The sequence below is a fragment of the Salinicoccus roseus genome (assembly GCF_003814515.1).
GTDB lineage: Bacteria > Bacillota > Bacilli > Staphylococcales > Salinicoccaceae > Salinicoccus > Salinicoccus roseus.
Window position 1 is genome coordinate 173,396 of the sequence record NZ_RKQJ01000004.1, and the last position, 17,651, is coordinate 191,046.

The following is a 17,651-nucleotide window of genomic DNA, read 5'->3' on the forward strand; positions in this document are numbered from 1 at the left end:
TGACTTTAATCCTTTTCCTCTATAGTATTACTAATTATATTCTGACAATTAACCCCTAGGAGTGATGAGATGGATTTCAGTATTCTGAACCAGAGCCCTGTGCTCGATGGCCATACAGTCGCAGCTTCCCTGAGGGATACCGTAGACCTTGCCATCCGGGCGGACAGCCTCGGATATCGGCGTTATTTTGTCGCCGAGCACCACAATGATGAGAACCTTGCTGGCACAGCACCGGAAATTATGATATCACACCTGCTCGCCCATACAGAACAGATGCATATCGGTTCCGGTGGAGTGATGCTTCAACATTATAACCCCTTTAAAGTCGCAGAACAATTCCAGCTTATGCAGCATTTGGGCTCCGGCCGTGTAGACCTGGGAGTCGGAAAAGCACCTGGCGGACTGCCGTTATCGACCCAGGCATTGCAGCATGGACTGCGCGAAGAGGCAGTCTCCTTCGACAGGAAGTTCAAAGACCTCAAGCGCTTCCTGTCCCAGGAACCTCCGGAGGGATGGGACGGGTTGAAGACCTCTCCGGACACCTCCCATCCGCCGGATCTTTTTCTGCTCGGCTCGAGCCCCTCTTCAGCGAGGTTTGCAGCTGAGGAGGGCGCCCATTTCATCTATGCCCATTTCATCACCAATAACGAACGGCTGCTCGAAGAAAGCATCAGAGCTTTCCGGGAGTACAATGGAAGAGGCAGGTTCGTCGTCGCACTTTCCGTCCTCGTTACGGACGACCCCCACACACAGGAGAAAATCATCAGCCGGAACAGAATCTTCAAATTGACCTTCGAGGACGGTAGGGTGCTCCGCGTGGGGAGCGAGGACAAAGCGGATGAACTGCTTTCGACGACTTCTGGACAGGTGGATGTGGAAATCATCGAACCGCATATCGTCGCCGGAACTGCAGCGGAAGTACTCTCGACACTCGATGAAATGGCGTCCAAAACGGGAATCGATGAACTGATGTTCCACCTGCCGACGCATGATGCAGCCCTACGGCATGAGACGGTTCAAGCACTGGCGCCCGTACATACAATACATGCTGCACAAAAATCCAATACACTTTAGACCCCTCATGAACAGACGGCCTTGTCGGCCGTCTTTTATTTTTGACTAAAGAACTATGATATTCTATAATGTTCTAATCCTATCAATTCAATAAGAAAAGGAGTCTTATAGATGACCACAAGAGTTCAACCCGTTAATGAAGCAAGGGATCCGGTAAGACGTGATTCACTTGCTTTGAGTCCGCCCCAAAAAGCATTGGTTGGCGGCGGTATTGCAGTCAGTTTCATCTTATTTCTATACTTGGCGGCCACACAGTCGATGATGCAGCCCATGCTGATGATCATTGGCCTGCTGCTCGGTTTCACATTGTTCCATGCCCGATTCGGTTTCACTTCGGCCTTCAGGCGCATGATGTCGGTGGGCAATGGCCAGGCGATGCGTGCCCATATGCTGATGCTGGCTGTGGCCGTGACATTATTTGCACCCATTCTGGCCTTCGGCACCACCTTTTTCGGCGAGGCGGTTTCTGGCTATGTCTCCCCGGTCGGTGTAAGTCTGATCGTCGGCGCATTCATCTTCGGCATCGGCATGCAGCTTGGCGGCGGCTGTGCCTCAGGCACGCTCTATGCCATCGGCGGCGGCCGTACCGTCATGTTCATCACGCTGATATTCTTTATTGTCGGTGCAACAGTGGGCGCATATCACCTGCCATTCTGGACAGAGGAGATGCCTTCATTCGAACCCGTTTCACTCGCAACATCGACCGGTCTCGGCTACGGGGGCGCATGGATTGTATCCCTCATAATATTCGGCTTGATTGCACTGGCCACAATCATCATCGAAAAGAAGAGGAATGCACCAAAAATGGCACCCCTTCCTACTTCACGCGGATGGAAGCGTCTGGTCAGGGGCTCATGGCCACTGTTCGCTGCGGCCATCGCGCTTGCGGTACTCAACGCCCTGACACTGATGACACGGGGCCAGCCTTGGGGCATCACTTCAGCATTTGCACTTTGGGGCTCGAAGGTCGCCGGCTTCTTCGGCATCGATGTTGCAGAATGGGGATACTGGCAGGGAGCGAATGCAGCCGCACTCGAATCCTCCATATTCGCCGACACCACGACCGTACTCAACTTCGGCGTCATCCTGGGTGCATTCATTGCATCTGCGGCAGGCGGCCTGTTCAAATTCACGAAAATCACCTTGGGCAACTTTTCAGCCTCCGTCATTGGCGGGCTGTTGATGGGTTATGGTGCCCGTCTTGCATTCGGATGCAACATAGGCGCCTATTTCGGGGGCATCGCCTCCTTCAGCATGCATGGATACATCTGGGGCATACTGGCGCTTGCCGGTACATTCCTGGCGCTCTATCTTCGTCCACTTTTCGGACTTTCCGTGCCAAAATCCAATGATTCCGTATGCTGATATGAAGGCTGGGTGCGTCTTTAAAGATGCACCCTTTTTTTATCACATTCAACGTCTCCTGATGATTAGAAACAGCGCATTTAGGATAAAGTATATGGGATAACAACAATAAAGGGGAATGTCATAATGAGAAATCACACGCAACAGTATATAAACGGCGAATGGGTTGAAAGCGCAAGTGGAGAAACAATCGATGTCATAAATCCAGCAACCGGTGAAGCCTTCGGCAAGATCGCCAAGGGTAATGCTGAAGATGTAGATAAGGCCGTAGAAGCCGCGCACTCCGTCTACCTTGAATTCCGCCATACACCAGTGGAGGAAAGACGTGAAATGCTGGACAGGATTGTCGAGGAATACGAAAATCGTAAGGAAGACTTGATCGAGGCGATTACAGATGAGCTTGGTTCCCCGCTCGAGATGTCGGAAAAGACGCATTATCAGGCTGGACTCAACCACTTCACAGCCGCAAGGGATGCGCTTGATACATTCGAATTTGAAGAGCAGCGTGGTGATCATCTCGTAGTCAAGGAAGCGATCGGGGTTTCAGGACTCATCACCCCCTGGAACTTCCCGACGAACCAGACCGCATTGAAGCTGGCTGCTGCCTTTGCAGCAGGCAGCCCTGTAGTGATGAAGCCTTCAGAGGAAACACCTTTTGCAGCCATCATCCTCGCTGAAATCTTCGAGGCTGCCGGGGTGCCGAAAGGCGTATTCAACCTCGTGAATGGAAATGGTGAAGGTGTAGGGAACCCGCTCAGTGAACATCCGAAAGTCCGTATGATGTCATTCACCGGCTCCGGTCCTACAGGCTCCAAAATCATGGAGAAGGCAAGCAGGGACTTCAAGAAGGTCTCCCTGGAACTCGGTGGAAAATCGCCGCTCATCATCCTCGAGGATGCGGATGTCGAAGAGGCTGCCAAAATTGCCGTCAAAAAGGTCGTCCATAATACCGGACAGGTATGCACGGCGGGCACCCGGACCCTGGTCCCGGAATCCATGAAGGAAGCATTCCTGGAAGCGGCCAAGAAGGAAATGGAACAGGTGAAAGTCGGAGACCCGCGTAAAGAGGGGACTGCTGTCGGCCCTCTCGTCAGCCGGAAACAGTTTGATACTGTGCAGTCCTATATTGAGAAGGGGACAGAGGAAGGTGCAACACTCTCCCATGGCGGCGCTGGTCAGCCGGATGGCCTCGACAAAGGGTTCTTCGTCAGACCGACCATCTTCTCTGATGTCAAAAATGACATGGTCATCGCCCAAGAGGAGATTTTCGGCCCTGTGATGTCCGTCATCACCTATAGGAATCTTGATGAAGCAATTGAGATTGCGAACGATACCAAATACGGTCTTGCCGGCTATGTCTTCGGTGAAGACATGGATACCCTTAAAGATGTCGCCCGCCGCATTGAAGCAGGTACAGTCGAAATCAATGGTGCAGGCGGACGTAAAGATCTGCCGTTTGGCGGCTATAAACAGTCAGGAATCGGACGCGAGTGGGGAGATTACGGCATCGAGGAGTTCCTCGAAGTCAAAGCGATCAAAGGCTATTTCAAATAAATTTCCAAAAGTACCCCAATCCTTCCCCGGATTGGGGTATACGTATATATAGAGGAAAAGGGGGAATACACTGTGAAAAAACTGATCAATGACAAAGAACGCTTCCTCTCGGATATGCTAGACGGTCTGAAACATCGTGATCCGGCAATCGAGGTGATTGAAGGAACGGTAGTCGTCAGGAAAGACAGGAAGAAGAAAGGGGTCGCTCTTGTTTCCGGAGGAGGTAGCGGTCATGAGCCCGCCCATGCCGGATATGTGGCGCAAGGTATGCTTGATGCTGCAGTCTGCGGCGAAGTATTCACCTCGCCGACGCCGGATAAGGTGCTTTCAGCAATAAAAGCCGTGGATAATGGTGATGGTGTCCTGCTCGTCATCAAAAACTATAGCGGTGATGTCATGAACTTCGAGATGGCCCAGGAAATGGCGGAAGCAGAAGGATACCGCGTCGCTTCAGTAGTTGTCAGGGATGATGTTGCGATCGATAATGAAGAGCAAAGACGGGGAGTGGCAGGGACTGTACTCGTCCATAAATACGCAGGATATCTCGCAGAGCAGGGTGTTCCACTCGATGACATCGTAAAGAAAGTACAGGAAATGATGACTTCACTCTATTCCATCGGTATGGCGCTCCACCCATGCCTTGTGCCGACGACCGGGGAGTATGGGTTTGACCTGTCGGAAGATGAAATGGAAATAGGAATCGGCATCCATGGGGAAAAAGGTATTTCCCGGGAAAAGTCCGAGACTGTCGACAAGATCGTCGATCGACTGCTCGATGAGCTGTTCAAGTACACCGACACTTCCCAAATGATCCTTATGATCAATGGAATGGGAGCCACGCCGGAGAGCGAACTCAGCATCGTCACGAAGTATGTGATGGAGGCGATGGATCAGCGTGGGCTCAAAGTCTCCAAACTGCTGGTCGGTGACTATATGACAGCACTCGACATGCAGGGGTTCTCCCTGACCGTGCTTGACGGAGAGGACGAAGTCATCACAGCAATCGAGGCAGATACAGGATCCAAGTATTTCTAATGGGAGGCGACCGAAATGAATGCCGAAAAGCTGCTTGAACAGATGCATGGGTTAAAATCCGTGTTTGATGAAAAGGAAGGCGAACTGACAGGACTGGATCGTGAAATCGGCGACGGGGACCACGGGGTCAATATGAAGCGTGGATTTTCAGCCGTAAATGAAAAGGTTGGGTCCGGTTCGACACAGGAAATACTGAAACAGACCGGGATGACGCTGATGAGCTCCATCGGTGGTGCAAGTGGACCACTCTATGGATTCAGCTTCGTTAAAATGAGTGAAGTGGCCAAAGAGGAAATTAATGGTGACAACCTGATTGAAATGTTGGAGGTGTTCGATAGGACCGTGGCTGAGAAGGGCAAGGTCGAAGGCGGCGAAAAGACGATGTATGATGTCATTTCCAAATCCGCAGATCTGCTCCGCGATAAAGGATCACTCAGCCTGGAAGACCTCCAGCAACTGGCAGAGGAGACGAAGGATATGATTGCGACTAAAGGGCGTGCCGCCTATTTCAAGGAGAAGTCCAAAGGGACGATCGACCCCGGTGCGCAAAGTGCCGTCTATATCATCCATGCACTGGGAGCAGGTGTTGAAAAATGACCGAGATTCTTATCATCAGCCATAGCAGCGAAATTGCACAAGGTACCCGTGCGCTGGTTTCCCAGATGGCAGGGGACACCATCATCCACGCCTCCGGCGGGGTAGACGGGGGCATCGGCACCAACATCGACCAGATCAATGACATGATTGGAAAAATAGGGTCGGATACCATCTGCTTCTACGATATCGGCTCCAGCAGAATGAACCTGGAAATGGCGGTTGAAATGTATGATGGAGAGCATAAATTGCACATATCGGAAGCTCCCATAGTCGAAGGTGCCTTTTTGGCTGCTGTTGAAAACAGTGTAGGCTCCTCTACGGAAGCTATCCTTGAAAAACTCGATACGATGAAGAAATGATCATGTAACCTCCTGCTTATTTAAAGCGGGAGGTTTTCATTTTCTGATCTCGTTAAAGATATGCTCAAAGTCCGATCTGTCAAAAATGACAGGCACAGGATACAGCGGGTTCGCTTCCCGATATGCTTTTTCTATCATACCTGGGATATCCTCATCTTTTATACCTTCCACTTTTTCAGGTATGCCCATCTTTTCATTCATTCTTCTGATTGCCGCAATGAACGCAGCAGCTTTAACCGCCTCTGTTTCTGTAGGGTGCCCGATTCCTGCAACATCCGCTAATTCCGAGAGGGGCTTATACACTGCTGACCCATAGTATTCAAGCACGTGGGGCATTATAACGGCGTTAGCCCACCCATGCGGCACGTTATAATGACCGCCCAGTGTATGGGCGATGGCATGGATGTTCCCTACATATGCACGGGTGAACGCCAGTCCCGCCTTAAAGGCTGCCTGCTGCATCTCACGCCTCGCCTTCAGATCATGTCCGTTATTATGGGAGGCTTCAAGATTATCGAAGACGAGTCTGACCGTCTCCTTGGCATAGGATGCAGTTGCCTTTGTATTGCTTCTGCCGATATATGATTCCACTGCATGAGTGAGCGCATCCATACCAGTCATCGCTGTAACTTCTTGAGGCAGATCCAGTGTCAGATAGGGATCGAGTACAGCCACATGCGGAATGAGGGAGGTGTCCATCAGAACATATTTTTCATGGGTATCCCTATCGGAGATGACCGCAGCCAGTGTACCTTCACTTCCCGTTCCGGCAGTTGTCGGCACCGCAAAAAAGGGGGGCATATTTCTTCTCAACTTAAACACGCCCCGCATGGCGGATAAGCTTTTATCAGGCCTCGCGATCCTCGCACCCAGACATTTCGCACAATCCATCGCCGAGCCCCCTCCAAAAGCTACTATCCCTTCAGATTGCGCTTCATTGTATTGCCCGACGGCCGCTTCCACATTCTGGATCGTGGGGTTGGCAAGAGTATCACTGTAGACGGTACAGTGAATCCCCCTCATCTCCAACTGTTCCAACATGACATCTGTAAGACCCGCTTCCAGTATTCCCTTATCAGTGACCACAAACAATCTGCTTATACCAGCTGCACTGACGAGTGCCGGCAAACGGTCGAGACTATGTACGCCTTCAACAACGAGCGGTGTCCTCCATGGCATATTTTCCATCGCAGCCTTCATGAGCTTCTGATATCCCCTGTAGTAGGGTTTACGCATATCCATTTCCCCCTTTTATCTTTCAGAATTCAATTTCACTATATTTCCCATATTATATCATCCGGATTTTGCATCCCTTCAAGCTTCTCTCTTCAAAAAAATAAAAAGCACCCTATAGACGTTTTGTCTGCAGAGTGCCTGACATTTAATTGAAGTTATATTCTGTAACGATTGGCGCACGTTCCCCGGACAGGTTATTGAAGTATTCGAAGAAGCTGATGCCCAGGTAGCTGCCACTGATATTCATGACATTTCCAAAGCCAGTGTTCTTCAGGATCCTAACGGCATTATAACTGCGTTGTCCTGTACGGCAATGCAAATATACCGGGATATCCTGGGGTATTTCGTCCATCTTGTTCCTGAGTTCCGACAGCGGGATGTTATGGGAGCCTTTCAGGTGCCCTGTTTCATATTCATTGGTTTCCCTCACATCTATGATATAGGCGTCTGCCTCGACAAGTTCACGCACCTTTGAAACAGGAACTTGTTCAAGATCGCCATTCAGGATGTTTTCCGCTGCGAGCCCAGCAACGTTGACGACGTCCTTGGCTGTACCGTGCATAGGGGAGTAGGCAAGTTCGAGGTTTTTGAGGTCTTCGATCGTTCCATCCATTTTTATGAGTGTTGCGATGACATCAATCCGCTTGTCTACATTTCCTTTTCCGACAGCCTGGGCGCCAAGTACTTTTTTCGACTGCTTATCGAACAGAAGTTTGAAATGCATCGGGTGACTGTTCGGCATCAGACCAACCTTATCCTGTGGAATGACATAGACCGTACCGTAGTCTGCTCCGAAAGCGACCGCCAGCTTTTCATTCAGGCCGGTGGACGCTGCATTGTAATCGAACACCTTGACTACACTGGTGCCGATGACCGGCGTTTCTGCGCCATCCCTGCCGAAGATGTCATTCGCTACAGTGCGTGCCTGCCTCTGTGCTGGACCGGCGAGAGCCAGCCGTGTTGCTGCACCGGTAATTTTATGGGTGACTTCGATGGCATCACCGATGGCATATATATTTTCATCTGAAGTACGGTAGTGGGTATCCACTTTGATGCCCCCCGTTTTTCCGATTTCTAGGCCTGCCTGTGAAACAAGCTTCGTTTCAGGTGCGACGCCGATGGCCATTATAACCATATCGGTATCCAGGGCATTGCCGTCACTGAATTTGATGCTGGCATCCTCTATTCCTGCAACGGCAGTATTCACTCTCAAGTCCACCCCATTGTCATGGAGTGATTTATGGATGATCTGGACCATATCGTAATCGAACGGGGCCATGACCTGGTTCTGTGCTTCGATCAGCGATACTTTAGTGCCACGTTCTACAAGATTCTCTGCAACTTCCAGACCGATGAATCCACCGCCGACGATCGACACATGTTTTACGTCATTCTCATCGATGTATGAATCAATCTTCCTTATGTCTGCGACATTACGCAGGGAGAATACGTGGGACTTATCGATACCAGTGATGCTTGGTGGCATGATCGGCTTTGCCCCTGGGGAGAGTACCAGCTTATCGTATGATTCTTCATACGTCTCACCGCTGTTCAGATCCTTCACAACAACTTTGCTGTTTTCCCTGTCGATTTCCATTACTTCATTCAAGGTTCTGACATCTATATTATATTGGTTCAAAAATTTCTCTTCAGACATGACAAGCAGTTTGTTGCTGTCATCCACTACATCACTCAAATAGTAGGGCAGGGAGCAGTTCGAATAGGAGACATGTTCTCCACGTTCAAACATGATGATTTCTGCAGACTCGTCCATCCTTCTGATTCGTGTAGCGGCTGTGGCGCCTCCGGCCACTCCTCCAACAATTGCAATTTTCATTCAATCGTCCTCCTATGCTTTGTTGACTTAATTTTATACCCCTTAGGGTATACAGTCAATGTGAAAATTTTAACATTTATGAACAAATAGTGACACGAGGCATGCGTTAAAAAAGCCAACCCCCGAGGGATTGGCTACTGTTTGACGTTATTCATCTTCAAAGTTTCCTCAAGACGGAATCGGGCAAGCAGTCCTGCTATGAATGGTATCAACGCCACCAGTCCGATCGCCCATGTCACACCCATGAAGTCTGCAATCACACCAGCAAGGAGCGCACCGAAAGCGTATCCGCTGTCCCTCCAGAAGCGGTACACGCCCATCGACGATGCCCGCCATCCTGGGGCGGCAACATCACTGATGGCTGCCTGCAGGGTGGGGTAGACCATGGCCGTACCGATTCCGAGTACTATGGCACCTGCCATCCATAGGGGATAGCTTCCCACAGCCAGAATGAACCACAACGCGGCTGCCTGAGTCCACATCCCATAGGTGATGAGTTTCCTGCGCCCCAGCTTATCGCTCAAAGCCCCGGTAAAAAGCTGGAAAACGCCCCAAGCGGCAGGATATACAGCTACTATCGTCCCGATCTGTGTGACACTCAGTCCGACAGTCGTGAAATAGAGGGGGAAGAGCCCCCACGCCATGCCGTCCTTGAGATTGGTCGACATGCCTGCAAAGCTTGCGGTTGAAAGGTTACGGTCCTGCCATGTCGTCTTCTGGAAGACTTCTTTGGCCGACATTTCGTTCTTCTCATCCTTGGCGGCCGCCATCTGCACTTTCAGATGTCCCTCCGTATCTTTTATGATCAAGGACAGGAGCAGTCCGATGACACCAATTGCAATGCCGATATAGAAAGGTTCAGGCCGCAGTGAATAGGTGGACGCTACGTATCCGGAGACCGCCGCCAGTACAGCCACCCCGGAATATCCTGCAAATTCATTCAGCCCTACCGCCGTGCCCCTCTGGTCTGCCTTGGACAGGTCGATCTTCATGTTCACAGTCATCGACCAGGCGAGCCCCTGATTGATGCCGAGCAGGACATTGGCCAGTACGATCACCCACCAGGCATGCGCAAAGATGATCAGTACCGGCACGAACAGGCCGATTACCCATCCTGCCAGCAGCACTTTCTTCCTTCCATACCTGTCTGCTATACTTCCGGCGAAATAATTGATGATGGCCTTGGAAAAGCCGAAGCTGATGATGAAGCTCAGCGCAGCACTTGTGGAGGCAAGCCCGAACTCCTCTTCCCCAAGGAGCGGCAGCACTGTCCTTTCTATCCCCACCATGGAACCGACGAACAGATTCGCCACTACAAGGAGTATAAATTGGGCAAGATTGTTTTGTATGCCTACTTTTGGCTGGTTCATCCCGTCTTCTCCCCCAACTACAAAATTTTATGCCTAATTATGATGAAAATTATTATCATCTTCAGCAGCTCATGTAAAAGATGCTGACTCAAGGAATCCTGCATCGGAAAAGACCGCCTTTTGCGAAGTTGTAATCACCATATTATTTTGTTATTATAAATAACGCTGTGCTCAAAATCACTTTTTACACTGCGTCTGCAAAAGATACTTATCATACAACTATACATTTCAAAGGAGGACTTTTGTCCGATGGAAAATCCTACACAACCAAGCGGTAGAAAATTATCAAAAGTATTCATTTATGCTTCCATAATCGTGGGAATCATGGTGGTCCTCGGTGCCGTCTTCCCGGACCGGTTTGGCCAAGTCACCGGCAATGTCGGTTCATGGGTCATTGAATACTTCGGCTGGTACTATCTGATCATCACCACATTGATGGTCTTCTTCTGTATCTTCCTCGTCTTCAGCCCGATCGGTAAATTGAAACTCGGCAAACCGTACCATAAGCCGGAATTCCACACCATCTCATGGCTCGCCATGCTGTTCAGTGCCGGAATGGGAATCGGCCTCGTGTTCTATGGTGCAGCGGAACCGATCCAGCACTATATGGGCCCGCCGACGGCCGATCCTGAAACGGATGCCGCCATGGTGGAGGCATTGCGCTCAACCTTCTTCCACTACGGCTTCCATGCATGGGCGATGTATGGCGTCGTTGCCCTTGCCCTCGCATATTCACAGTTCAGGAAAGGCGAGGTCGGTCTTCTTTCCAAGACGCTTCGACCGATACTCGGTGATCGTGTCGATGGTCCGATCGGCATTGCTGTGGACGTACTTTCCGTGTTTGCAACCATCATCGGTGTCGCCGTATCCCTTGGTGTCGGCACATTGCAGATCAATGGTGGATTGAACTATCTCTTTGGTCTGCCCATCAACATCATGGTCCAGGGCATCATCATAGCAGTCGTTACATTCCTGTTCCTGATCAGTGCGTGGAGCGGACTGAGCAAGGGAATCCAGTACTTGAGCAACCTGAATATGGGCCTTGCGGGCATCCTTCTCATTGCTGTACTCATCCTCGGTCCGACGATGATGATCCTCAACATGATGAATACATCAACAGGTGCCATGCTCGATACATTCCTGTATAACAGCCTTGATGTCGCGCCCCTGAACCAGCAGAAGAGCGAGTGGCTTGAAGTATGGACCATCTACTACTGGGGCTGGTGGATGAGCTGGAGTCCTTTCGTCGGTATATTCATAGCAAGGGTCTCCCGTGGACGTTCAGTGCGTGAATTCGTATTGGCGGTGCTGCTTGTACCGACACTCGTCAGCATCGTATGGTTCAGCGTCTTCGGTGTCACAGGCATCGAAATCGGAAAAACTGTACCAGCCATCTTCGATATGAATGCGGAAACGATGCTGTTCGGCATATTCAACGAACTTCCGCTGAGCATGGTGCTGTCAGTCATCGCACTGCTGCTCGTTTCATCATTCTTTGTAACTTCCGCCGACTCAGCTACGTATGTACTCGGCATGCAGACGGCATTCGGCTCTCTGCAGCCATCCAACAAGATAAAGATCGTATGGGGTATCGCACTGTCCTCAATCGCCTTCGTACTGCTGCTGTCAGGTGGGGATACAGGACTTGCCGCACTCCAGTCGGCAGCGATCATTTCAGCCTTCCCATTCAGTTTCATCATCATTTCGATGATGGTGTCATTCTATAAGGATGCGAACGAAGAGCGTAAATACCTTGGCCTTTCCATAACACCGAACAGGCAGCGCATGAAGGATTATATAGAAAAATCCAAGCGCGAACGTGCAGAAGAAATAAAAGCCGAGCAGGAAGCCGGCCATGAGCATCAATAGCTTCCTGAACCAGCACCGGATATCCATCCGGTGCTTTTTGTCTATATGCACCTTATCATTTTACAAACCATATCATCATAACTGATAATGGTATACAATCAAGTGATATAATGTAACATTTCCTTTCATGGAAATCGAAACGAATTTCAGCATCCTGCAATGGGACGGCCATGTCCAAAAAATTGAACATACCTCCTCCTTTTCATCCTAATTTATGGTCAACGCCATGATATGGCTTGCTGTACACTTGGGAATTTAAAGCTATATGCCCTTTTCAGCGATGTCCTCTTCATCATCGAAATTTTTAATCCCCACTGCTGCAGAATGTGCACCGGCTAAGAATCGAGAGGGCCCAAAAGAAAGGAGCAGAGGAATGAACGAAAAAATAAACTTAAGAAGCCAACGGAAAAATGAACACGTCAGACATGCCCTCGACCAGCCGTCACAGACAGCCATGTCCGACTTCGAAAACATCCGCTTCGTACACCAGTCCATCCCCTCCGTGGATATGGAAGACATTGATCTTTCCACCCGTATCGGCCCCTTTGAGGTTTCACGCCCCCTCTACATCAATGCAATGACCGGGGGAAGTGAATGGACACGCGAAATCAACCGGAAACTGGCGGAAGTAGCCCAGGCCACAGGCCTGCCGATGGCAGTGGGTTCCATGCACGCAGCCTTGAAACACCCCGAGCTCTCGGATTCCTTTACCATTGTCCGGGACAGACACCCCGATGGTATCGTATTCGCCAACGTGGGTGCAGATGTTTCTTTGGAAGGGGCAAAACGGGCCGTGGAGATGCTCCGGGCGGATGCTCTGCAGATACACATCAATGCACCCCAGGAGCTCATCATGCCTGAAGGCGACCGCAACTTCAAATCATGGCGGACCAATATCGAAAATATCGTTGAACATGCCGGGGTACCTGTAATAGTGAAGGAAGTCGGCTTCGGCATGAGCAGTGAGACACTCCAGATACTGAAAGATATTGGTGTAAAACATGCCGATGTTAGCGGCAGGGGCGGTACCAATTTCGCTTCCATAGAAAATACTCGACGTGAGAAGGCTGACATGGCCTACATGAGTGACTGGGGCCTTTCCACGCCCATTTCCCTCATTGAAGCCCAGCCTTTTCTTGAAGATATGGATATCCTGGCAAGCGGAGGCATCAAAACGCCCCTCGATGCGATGAAATGTCTGGCACTCGGGGCGAAAGCCATCGGCATGTCGCGCCTTATGCTGGAACAGGTGGAACACCATGGCATCGAAGCAGCCATCGAACATGTCGAGCAGTTCCACCATCAGATGTGTAAGATATCCATAATGATCAATGCGCAGAATATCGAAGAAATTTCCAGCCGGCCCATTGTCCTGAGTCCAGAAATCATATCATGGCAGAGACAACGTTCGTTGGATAAGTGAGGAATAGGAAAATGACAAAAAAGATTACAGTAATAGGAGCAGGCGTTGCCGGCCTTGCCAGTGCAATACGCCTGCAGCATGAAGGTTACGAAGTCACCATCCTGGAAAAGGGTACAGCACCCGGGGGCAAGATGAACCGCATCGATGTCGACGGTTATAAATTCGACCTCGGACCGACCATCGTCATGATGCCGGAGTTGTACAGGGAAGTCTTTGAACTTGCAGGACGCGACCCGGAAGACTACATCCCAATGCAGCGTCTCGATCCGATGTACAGCGGTTACTTTGATAACGGTCAAAAGCAGTATCAGGTGACGAATGACCTTGTCAGGAACATAGAAATGTTCGAGGAGATCAGTGATGAGGATGCTGAAGGTTTCATGAGATACTTGAGCGACCTTTACCATCGCTTCAATATCGCCAAAAAGCACTTTCTCCAGCGCCCCTTCAGGAATAAGAAAGACTTCTATAATCCTTTCATGATCGGACAGGGCATGAAGCTCAAAACATTGAACAATGCTGAGAATCTGATGAAGAAATACATCAAGGACAAGCGCATGAGACAGATGATCAGCTTCCAGACCCTCTATATCGGCATCTCCCCCTTCAAAGGGCCTTCGCTCTATACGATCATTCCAATGATAGAGTTCCTCTATGGCGTGTGGTTCATCAAAGGCGGCATGCGTACGATGGCCTCCGGCATGGAGCGCCTATTCAAGGAGATGGGCGGTAAAATCGAATATGGGACCAGCGTGGACCATATCGTCATAGAAGACAAAGAGGCAGTGGGTGTATCGGCAGAGGGGCGCTTCATGCCTTCAGACTATGTCATGTGCAATGCCGATTTCCCCTATGCAATGAAGCACCTGGTCAGGGAACCGGAGCATAAAGGGAAGTATCAGGATGAGAAAATCGATAGGATGGACTACTCCTGCTCCTGTTTCGTACTCTACCTGGGTATGGACAGGAAGTACCCCGAAATCGACAATGTACACAACTTCGTATTTTCTGAAGATCTTGATGCAAACATCAACGGCATCTTTGACGGGGAAATGCTCGAGGATCCTTCCCTCTATATGTATATCGCTTCAAAAATGGATGAATCCCTTGCACCGGAAGGTAAAGACGGCCTCTACATCCTCATGCCCGTCTCAGACACATCCACGATGGAATATGAATGGACCGATGAAGTATCCAGGATGTACCGGGACAAGATCATCCGTAAGATCAGTATGCTGCCGGGCATGGAGAATTTCGAGCAGGAGATCATTTCCGAAACGATGATGACACCCTTGGAGTTCGAAGGGCGCTTCAATGCATATAACGGAGCAACATTCGGCCTCAGGCCTACACTCACACAGAGCAATCATCTGAGACCGCAAAGCAAGGCGACACATTGCGAGAATCTTTATTTCACTGGAAGCAGTACACACCCGGGTGCAGGTGTGCCGATTGTTCTCCTGTCTTCCAAGATTGCGGTCGAAGAGCTGCTGAAAGACGATAACCACCGATAGGAGATGTCGATATGACCAATGATTACACCTTCTCGCTCGAGAATGACTACAGACATTGCCAATCTTTGATCAGACAGCACTCCAAAAGTTTCTATTACGCCTTTTCCAGCCTGCCTGAACCGGATGCCAACGCCGTATACGCCATCTATGCTTTCTGCAGGATCGCCGATGACGCAATAGATCAGGCAGAGGACATGAAGGCCCGGGTCGCCAATCTCAGAAGACTCGAGGCGGAGCTTGATGCATTTGTTGCAGGAGACACCCCCGAGGCTTCAATGTGGCGTGCACTCAAGGATGTGACCGCCCGTTATGAAATTGATTCCTCCATGCTCTATGCCCAGATCAAAGGCCAGGAGATGGACATCCACTTCGAACAGCCCGAAAGCATGGACGACCTCATTCACTACAGCAATCATGTTGCAGGTTCTGTCGGGAGGCTGCTGCTTCCGATTTTAAGTGATGACCTGTCCCAGGATCGGAAGCGGAGTGCAGAGAAACTTGGTGTCGCCATGCAGATCACCAACATCCTCCGGGACATTGGTGAGGATATCAGGGAACATGGACGCATATATGTACCCGAAACCCTTCTTGACCGGTATGGTTGTCCCGTGTCACAACTCGAAAAAGGGACGATCGACGATGCCTTCATAAATATGTGGGAGCATCTCGCAGTTGAGGCGGAAACGCTCTATGACGACTTCAGGGAGGAAGTCATACATTACAAGCAGGAGGCGAGGCTCCCGCTTCTCGTCTCACTCTCGGTCTATCGTGAAATACTGAATGAAGTGAGGAGCAACGGCTATGACTGCTTCACGAAACGCAATGCCGTGCCCATGACACGTAAGATGAAGATCAGGAATGAGGAAAGCCGGTATCTCAAAAATCTTAAGGATACATAGGAAGGGAGGGGCAGCAGCATGTCTGAAAATAAAACAGCGCTAGTCATCGGTGGAGGGCTTGGCGGCCTGTCCGCAGCAATCACATTGAAGCAGAAGGGGTTCGATGTGTCGCTCTACGAAAAGAATGATCACCTCGGCGGCAAGCTGAACCGCCATGAACAGGATGGATTCGGATTTGACTTGGGCCCATCGCTCCTTACCATGCCCTATATTTTCGAGCGTCTTTTTTCAGGAAGCGGAAAAAGTATGGGGGACTATGTCGAAATCAGTGAAGTCCCACTGCAGTGGCGGTCATTTTTCACAGATGGCACCCACATCGATCTCTATTCGGATCTTGAAAGGATGGCACAGGAAAATCCCCAACTCACCAATGAAGATATTGCAGAGTACAGTGATTTTCTCGCCTATGCCGGTAAGATCGATCGTCTGACCCTGCCCGGATACTTCGAAAAAGGCTTTGACGATATCCGCTCCATCATCCGTTTCCACGGAGCGCTCACGGCTCTCCGCGGCTTTGATTATTTCTCCAGCATGCAGCAGGGCATCAACAGGCATGTCAGTCATCCTCATATGCGCGATATGCTCGGTTATTTCATCAAGTATGTCGGTTCAAGCGCCTATCGTGCACCAGCTGTCCTCAATATGATGGCACACATGCAGCATGAACAGGGCGTATGGTATGTCAAAGGCGGCCTGCACAGACTTGCCGAAGGGATTGCCCGGCTGGCGCGAGATATCGGCGTAGATATACATACCGGACAATCGATCAGGACCGCCGTAACCGATGGGAGCGGACATATCCAACATATCGTGCTCGCAGATGGCAGCAGGAGAAGTGCCGATTACATCATCTCCAATATGGAAGTATTGCCGTTCTATCGCCATGTGCTGGATCAACCTCCGCGTAATATGGCGAAACTGGAGGATAAATTTGAGCCGGCAAGTTCAGGACTTGTACTCCACCTTGGCATAGACCGGACCTATCCACAGCTTGGTCACCACAACTTCTTCTTCTCGGCGGACTCCAGGAAGAACTATAGGGAAGTGTTCGAGAAAAAGGTTCTGCCGACGGACCCGACCATATATCTCGTCAACACAAATAAGACCGATGCCGAACAGGCACCGGCCGGGCATGAAAACCTGAAAATACTTCCCCATATCCCTCCGCTCCAGAAAAAGGAATACACCAAGGCCGACTATCTTGCATTCAGGGAGATCGTACTTGAAAAACTGGAGAAGATGGGGCTCGAGGGCCTACGTGATCATATCGTTTCAGAGTATATGCTCACACCCCACGATATCGAATCCCTCTATTTTTCAGATCACGGGGCAATCTACGGGACGGTCTCCGACCGAAGAAAGAACAAGGGATTCAAGCATCCGAAGCAGTCAAAACATATTGATAACCTTTATTTCGTCGGCGGAACGGTGAATCCTGGAGGCGGCATGCCGATGGTCACATTAAGCGGCCAGCAGGTCGGGGCGATGATTTCAGAAAAAGAAAGACGCGGCAGATAAC

Annotated in this window: 14 protein-coding genes; 11 read left to right on the forward strand and 3 right to left on the reverse strand. The window is 50.3% G+C overall.

Annotated elements, in window-relative coordinates; translation table 11 throughout:
• Positions 1 to 69: 69 nt before the first annotated feature.
• The 6 genes from EDC33_RS11925 to dhaM all read left to right on the forward strand — a co-directional run bounded on the left by EDC33_RS11925 (position 70) and on the right by dhaM (position 5,984).
• The gene (locus EDC33_RS11925; protein ID WP_124011340.1) at positions 70 to 1,074 is read left to right on the forward strand and encodes an MsnO8 family LLM class oxidoreductase; all 1,005 of its coding nucleotides are present in this window, start codon (positions 70 to 72) and stop codon (positions 1,072 to 1,074) included.
• 111 nt (positions 1,075 to 1,185) lie between these two features.
• Positions 1,186 to 2,439, forward strand: a complete 1,254-nt coding sequence (locus tag EDC33_RS11930) for a YeeE/YedE family protein (RefSeq protein ID WP_094907151.1) — start codon at positions 1,186 to 1,188, stop codon at positions 2,437 to 2,439.
• 126 nt (positions 2,440 to 2,565) lie between these two features.
• Positions 2,566 to 3,993 carry an aldehyde dehydrogenase family protein gene (locus EDC33_RS11935; RefSeq protein WP_124011341.1) on the forward strand — a complete coding sequence of 476 codons (1,428 nt, stop codon included), beginning with the start codon at positions 2,566 to 2,568 and terminating at the stop codon, positions 3,991 to 3,993.
• 72 nt (positions 3,994 to 4,065) lie between these two features.
• On the forward strand, positions 4,066 to 5,028 hold the full coding sequence (gene dhaK, locus EDC33_RS11940; protein ID WP_124011342.1) for a dihydroxyacetone kinase subunit DhaK: 963 nt from the start codon (positions 4,066 to 4,068) through the stop codon (positions 5,026 to 5,028).
• A gap of 15 nt (positions 5,029 to 5,043) precedes the next feature.
• Complete coding sequence (gene dhaL / locus EDC33_RS11945) at positions 5,044 to 5,625, forward strand: dihydroxyacetone kinase subunit DhaL (RefSeq protein ID WP_124011343.1); 582 nt, start codon at positions 5,044 to 5,046, stop codon at positions 5,623 to 5,625.
• Positions 5,622 to 5,984, forward strand: a complete 363-nt coding sequence (gene dhaM / locus EDC33_RS11950; protein WP_094907147.1) for a dihydroxyacetone kinase phosphoryl donor subunit DhaM — start codon at positions 5,622 to 5,624, stop codon at positions 5,982 to 5,984. Before dhaL ends, dhaM begins: the two co-directional genes overlap by 4 nt.
• 36 nt (positions 5,985 to 6,020) lie before the next feature.
• On the opposite strand, the gene EDC33_RS11955 is transcribed toward dhaM, so the two are convergent.
• The 3 genes from EDC33_RS11955 to EDC33_RS11965 all read right to left on the reverse strand — a co-directional run bounded on the left by EDC33_RS11955 (position 6,021) and on the right by EDC33_RS11965 (position 10,427).
• Positions 6,021 to 7,220, reverse strand: coding sequence for an iron-containing alcohol dehydrogenase (locus EDC33_RS11955; RefSeq protein ID WP_124011344.1), 1,200 nt, complete (start codon positions 7,218 to 7,220; stop codon positions 6,021 to 6,023).
• A gap of 145 nt (positions 7,221 to 7,365) precedes the next feature.
• On the reverse strand, positions 7,366 to 9,057 hold the full coding sequence (locus EDC33_RS11960) for an FAD-dependent oxidoreductase (RefSeq protein ID WP_124011345.1): 1,692 nt from the start codon (positions 9,055 to 9,057) through the stop codon (positions 7,366 to 7,368).
• A 134-nt stretch (positions 9,058 to 9,191) separates the two neighbouring features.
• Positions 9,192 to 10,427 (reverse strand): MFS transporter, encoded by a 1,236-nt coding sequence (locus tag EDC33_RS11965; protein ID WP_124011346.1) that lies wholly within the window; start codon positions 10,425 to 10,427, stop codon positions 9,192 to 9,194.
• Positions 10,428 to 10,676: 249 nt separating this feature from the next.
• On the opposite strand from EDC33_RS11965, the gene EDC33_RS11970 reads away from it, so the two are divergent.
• The 5 genes from EDC33_RS11970 (at position 10,677) to EDC33_RS11990 (ending at position 17,650) form a co-directional block, all read left to right on the forward strand.
• Positions 10,677 to 12,296: a BCCT family transporter gene (locus EDC33_RS11970; protein ID WP_124011347.1), complete on the forward strand. Its 1,620-nt coding sequence runs from the start codon at positions 10,677 to 10,679 to the stop codon at positions 12,294 to 12,296.
• Between the two features lie 373 nt (positions 12,297 to 12,669).
• Positions 12,670 to 13,719 (forward strand): type 2 isopentenyl-diphosphate Delta-isomerase, encoded by a 1,050-nt coding sequence (gene fni / locus EDC33_RS11975; protein WP_124011348.1) that lies wholly within the window; start codon positions 12,670 to 12,672, stop codon positions 13,717 to 13,719.
• A gap of 11 nt (positions 13,720 to 13,730) precedes the next feature.
• Complete coding sequence (locus EDC33_RS11980; RefSeq protein ID WP_094907142.1) at positions 13,731 to 15,233, forward strand: phytoene desaturase family protein; 1,503 nt, start codon at positions 13,731 to 13,733, stop codon at positions 15,231 to 15,233.
• Between the two features lie 11 nt (positions 15,234 to 15,244).
• Positions 15,245 to 16,132, forward strand: a complete 888-nt coding sequence (locus EDC33_RS11985) for a phytoene/squalene synthase family protein (RefSeq protein ID WP_124011349.1) — start codon at positions 15,245 to 15,247, stop codon at positions 16,130 to 16,132.
• Between the two features lie 18 nt (positions 16,133 to 16,150).
• Positions 16,151 to 17,650, forward strand: coding sequence for a phytoene desaturase family protein (locus tag EDC33_RS11990; RefSeq protein ID WP_124011350.1), 1,500 nt, complete (start codon positions 16,151 to 16,153; stop codon positions 17,648 to 17,650).
• The last annotated feature ends 1 nt before the right edge of the window (position 17,651 follow it).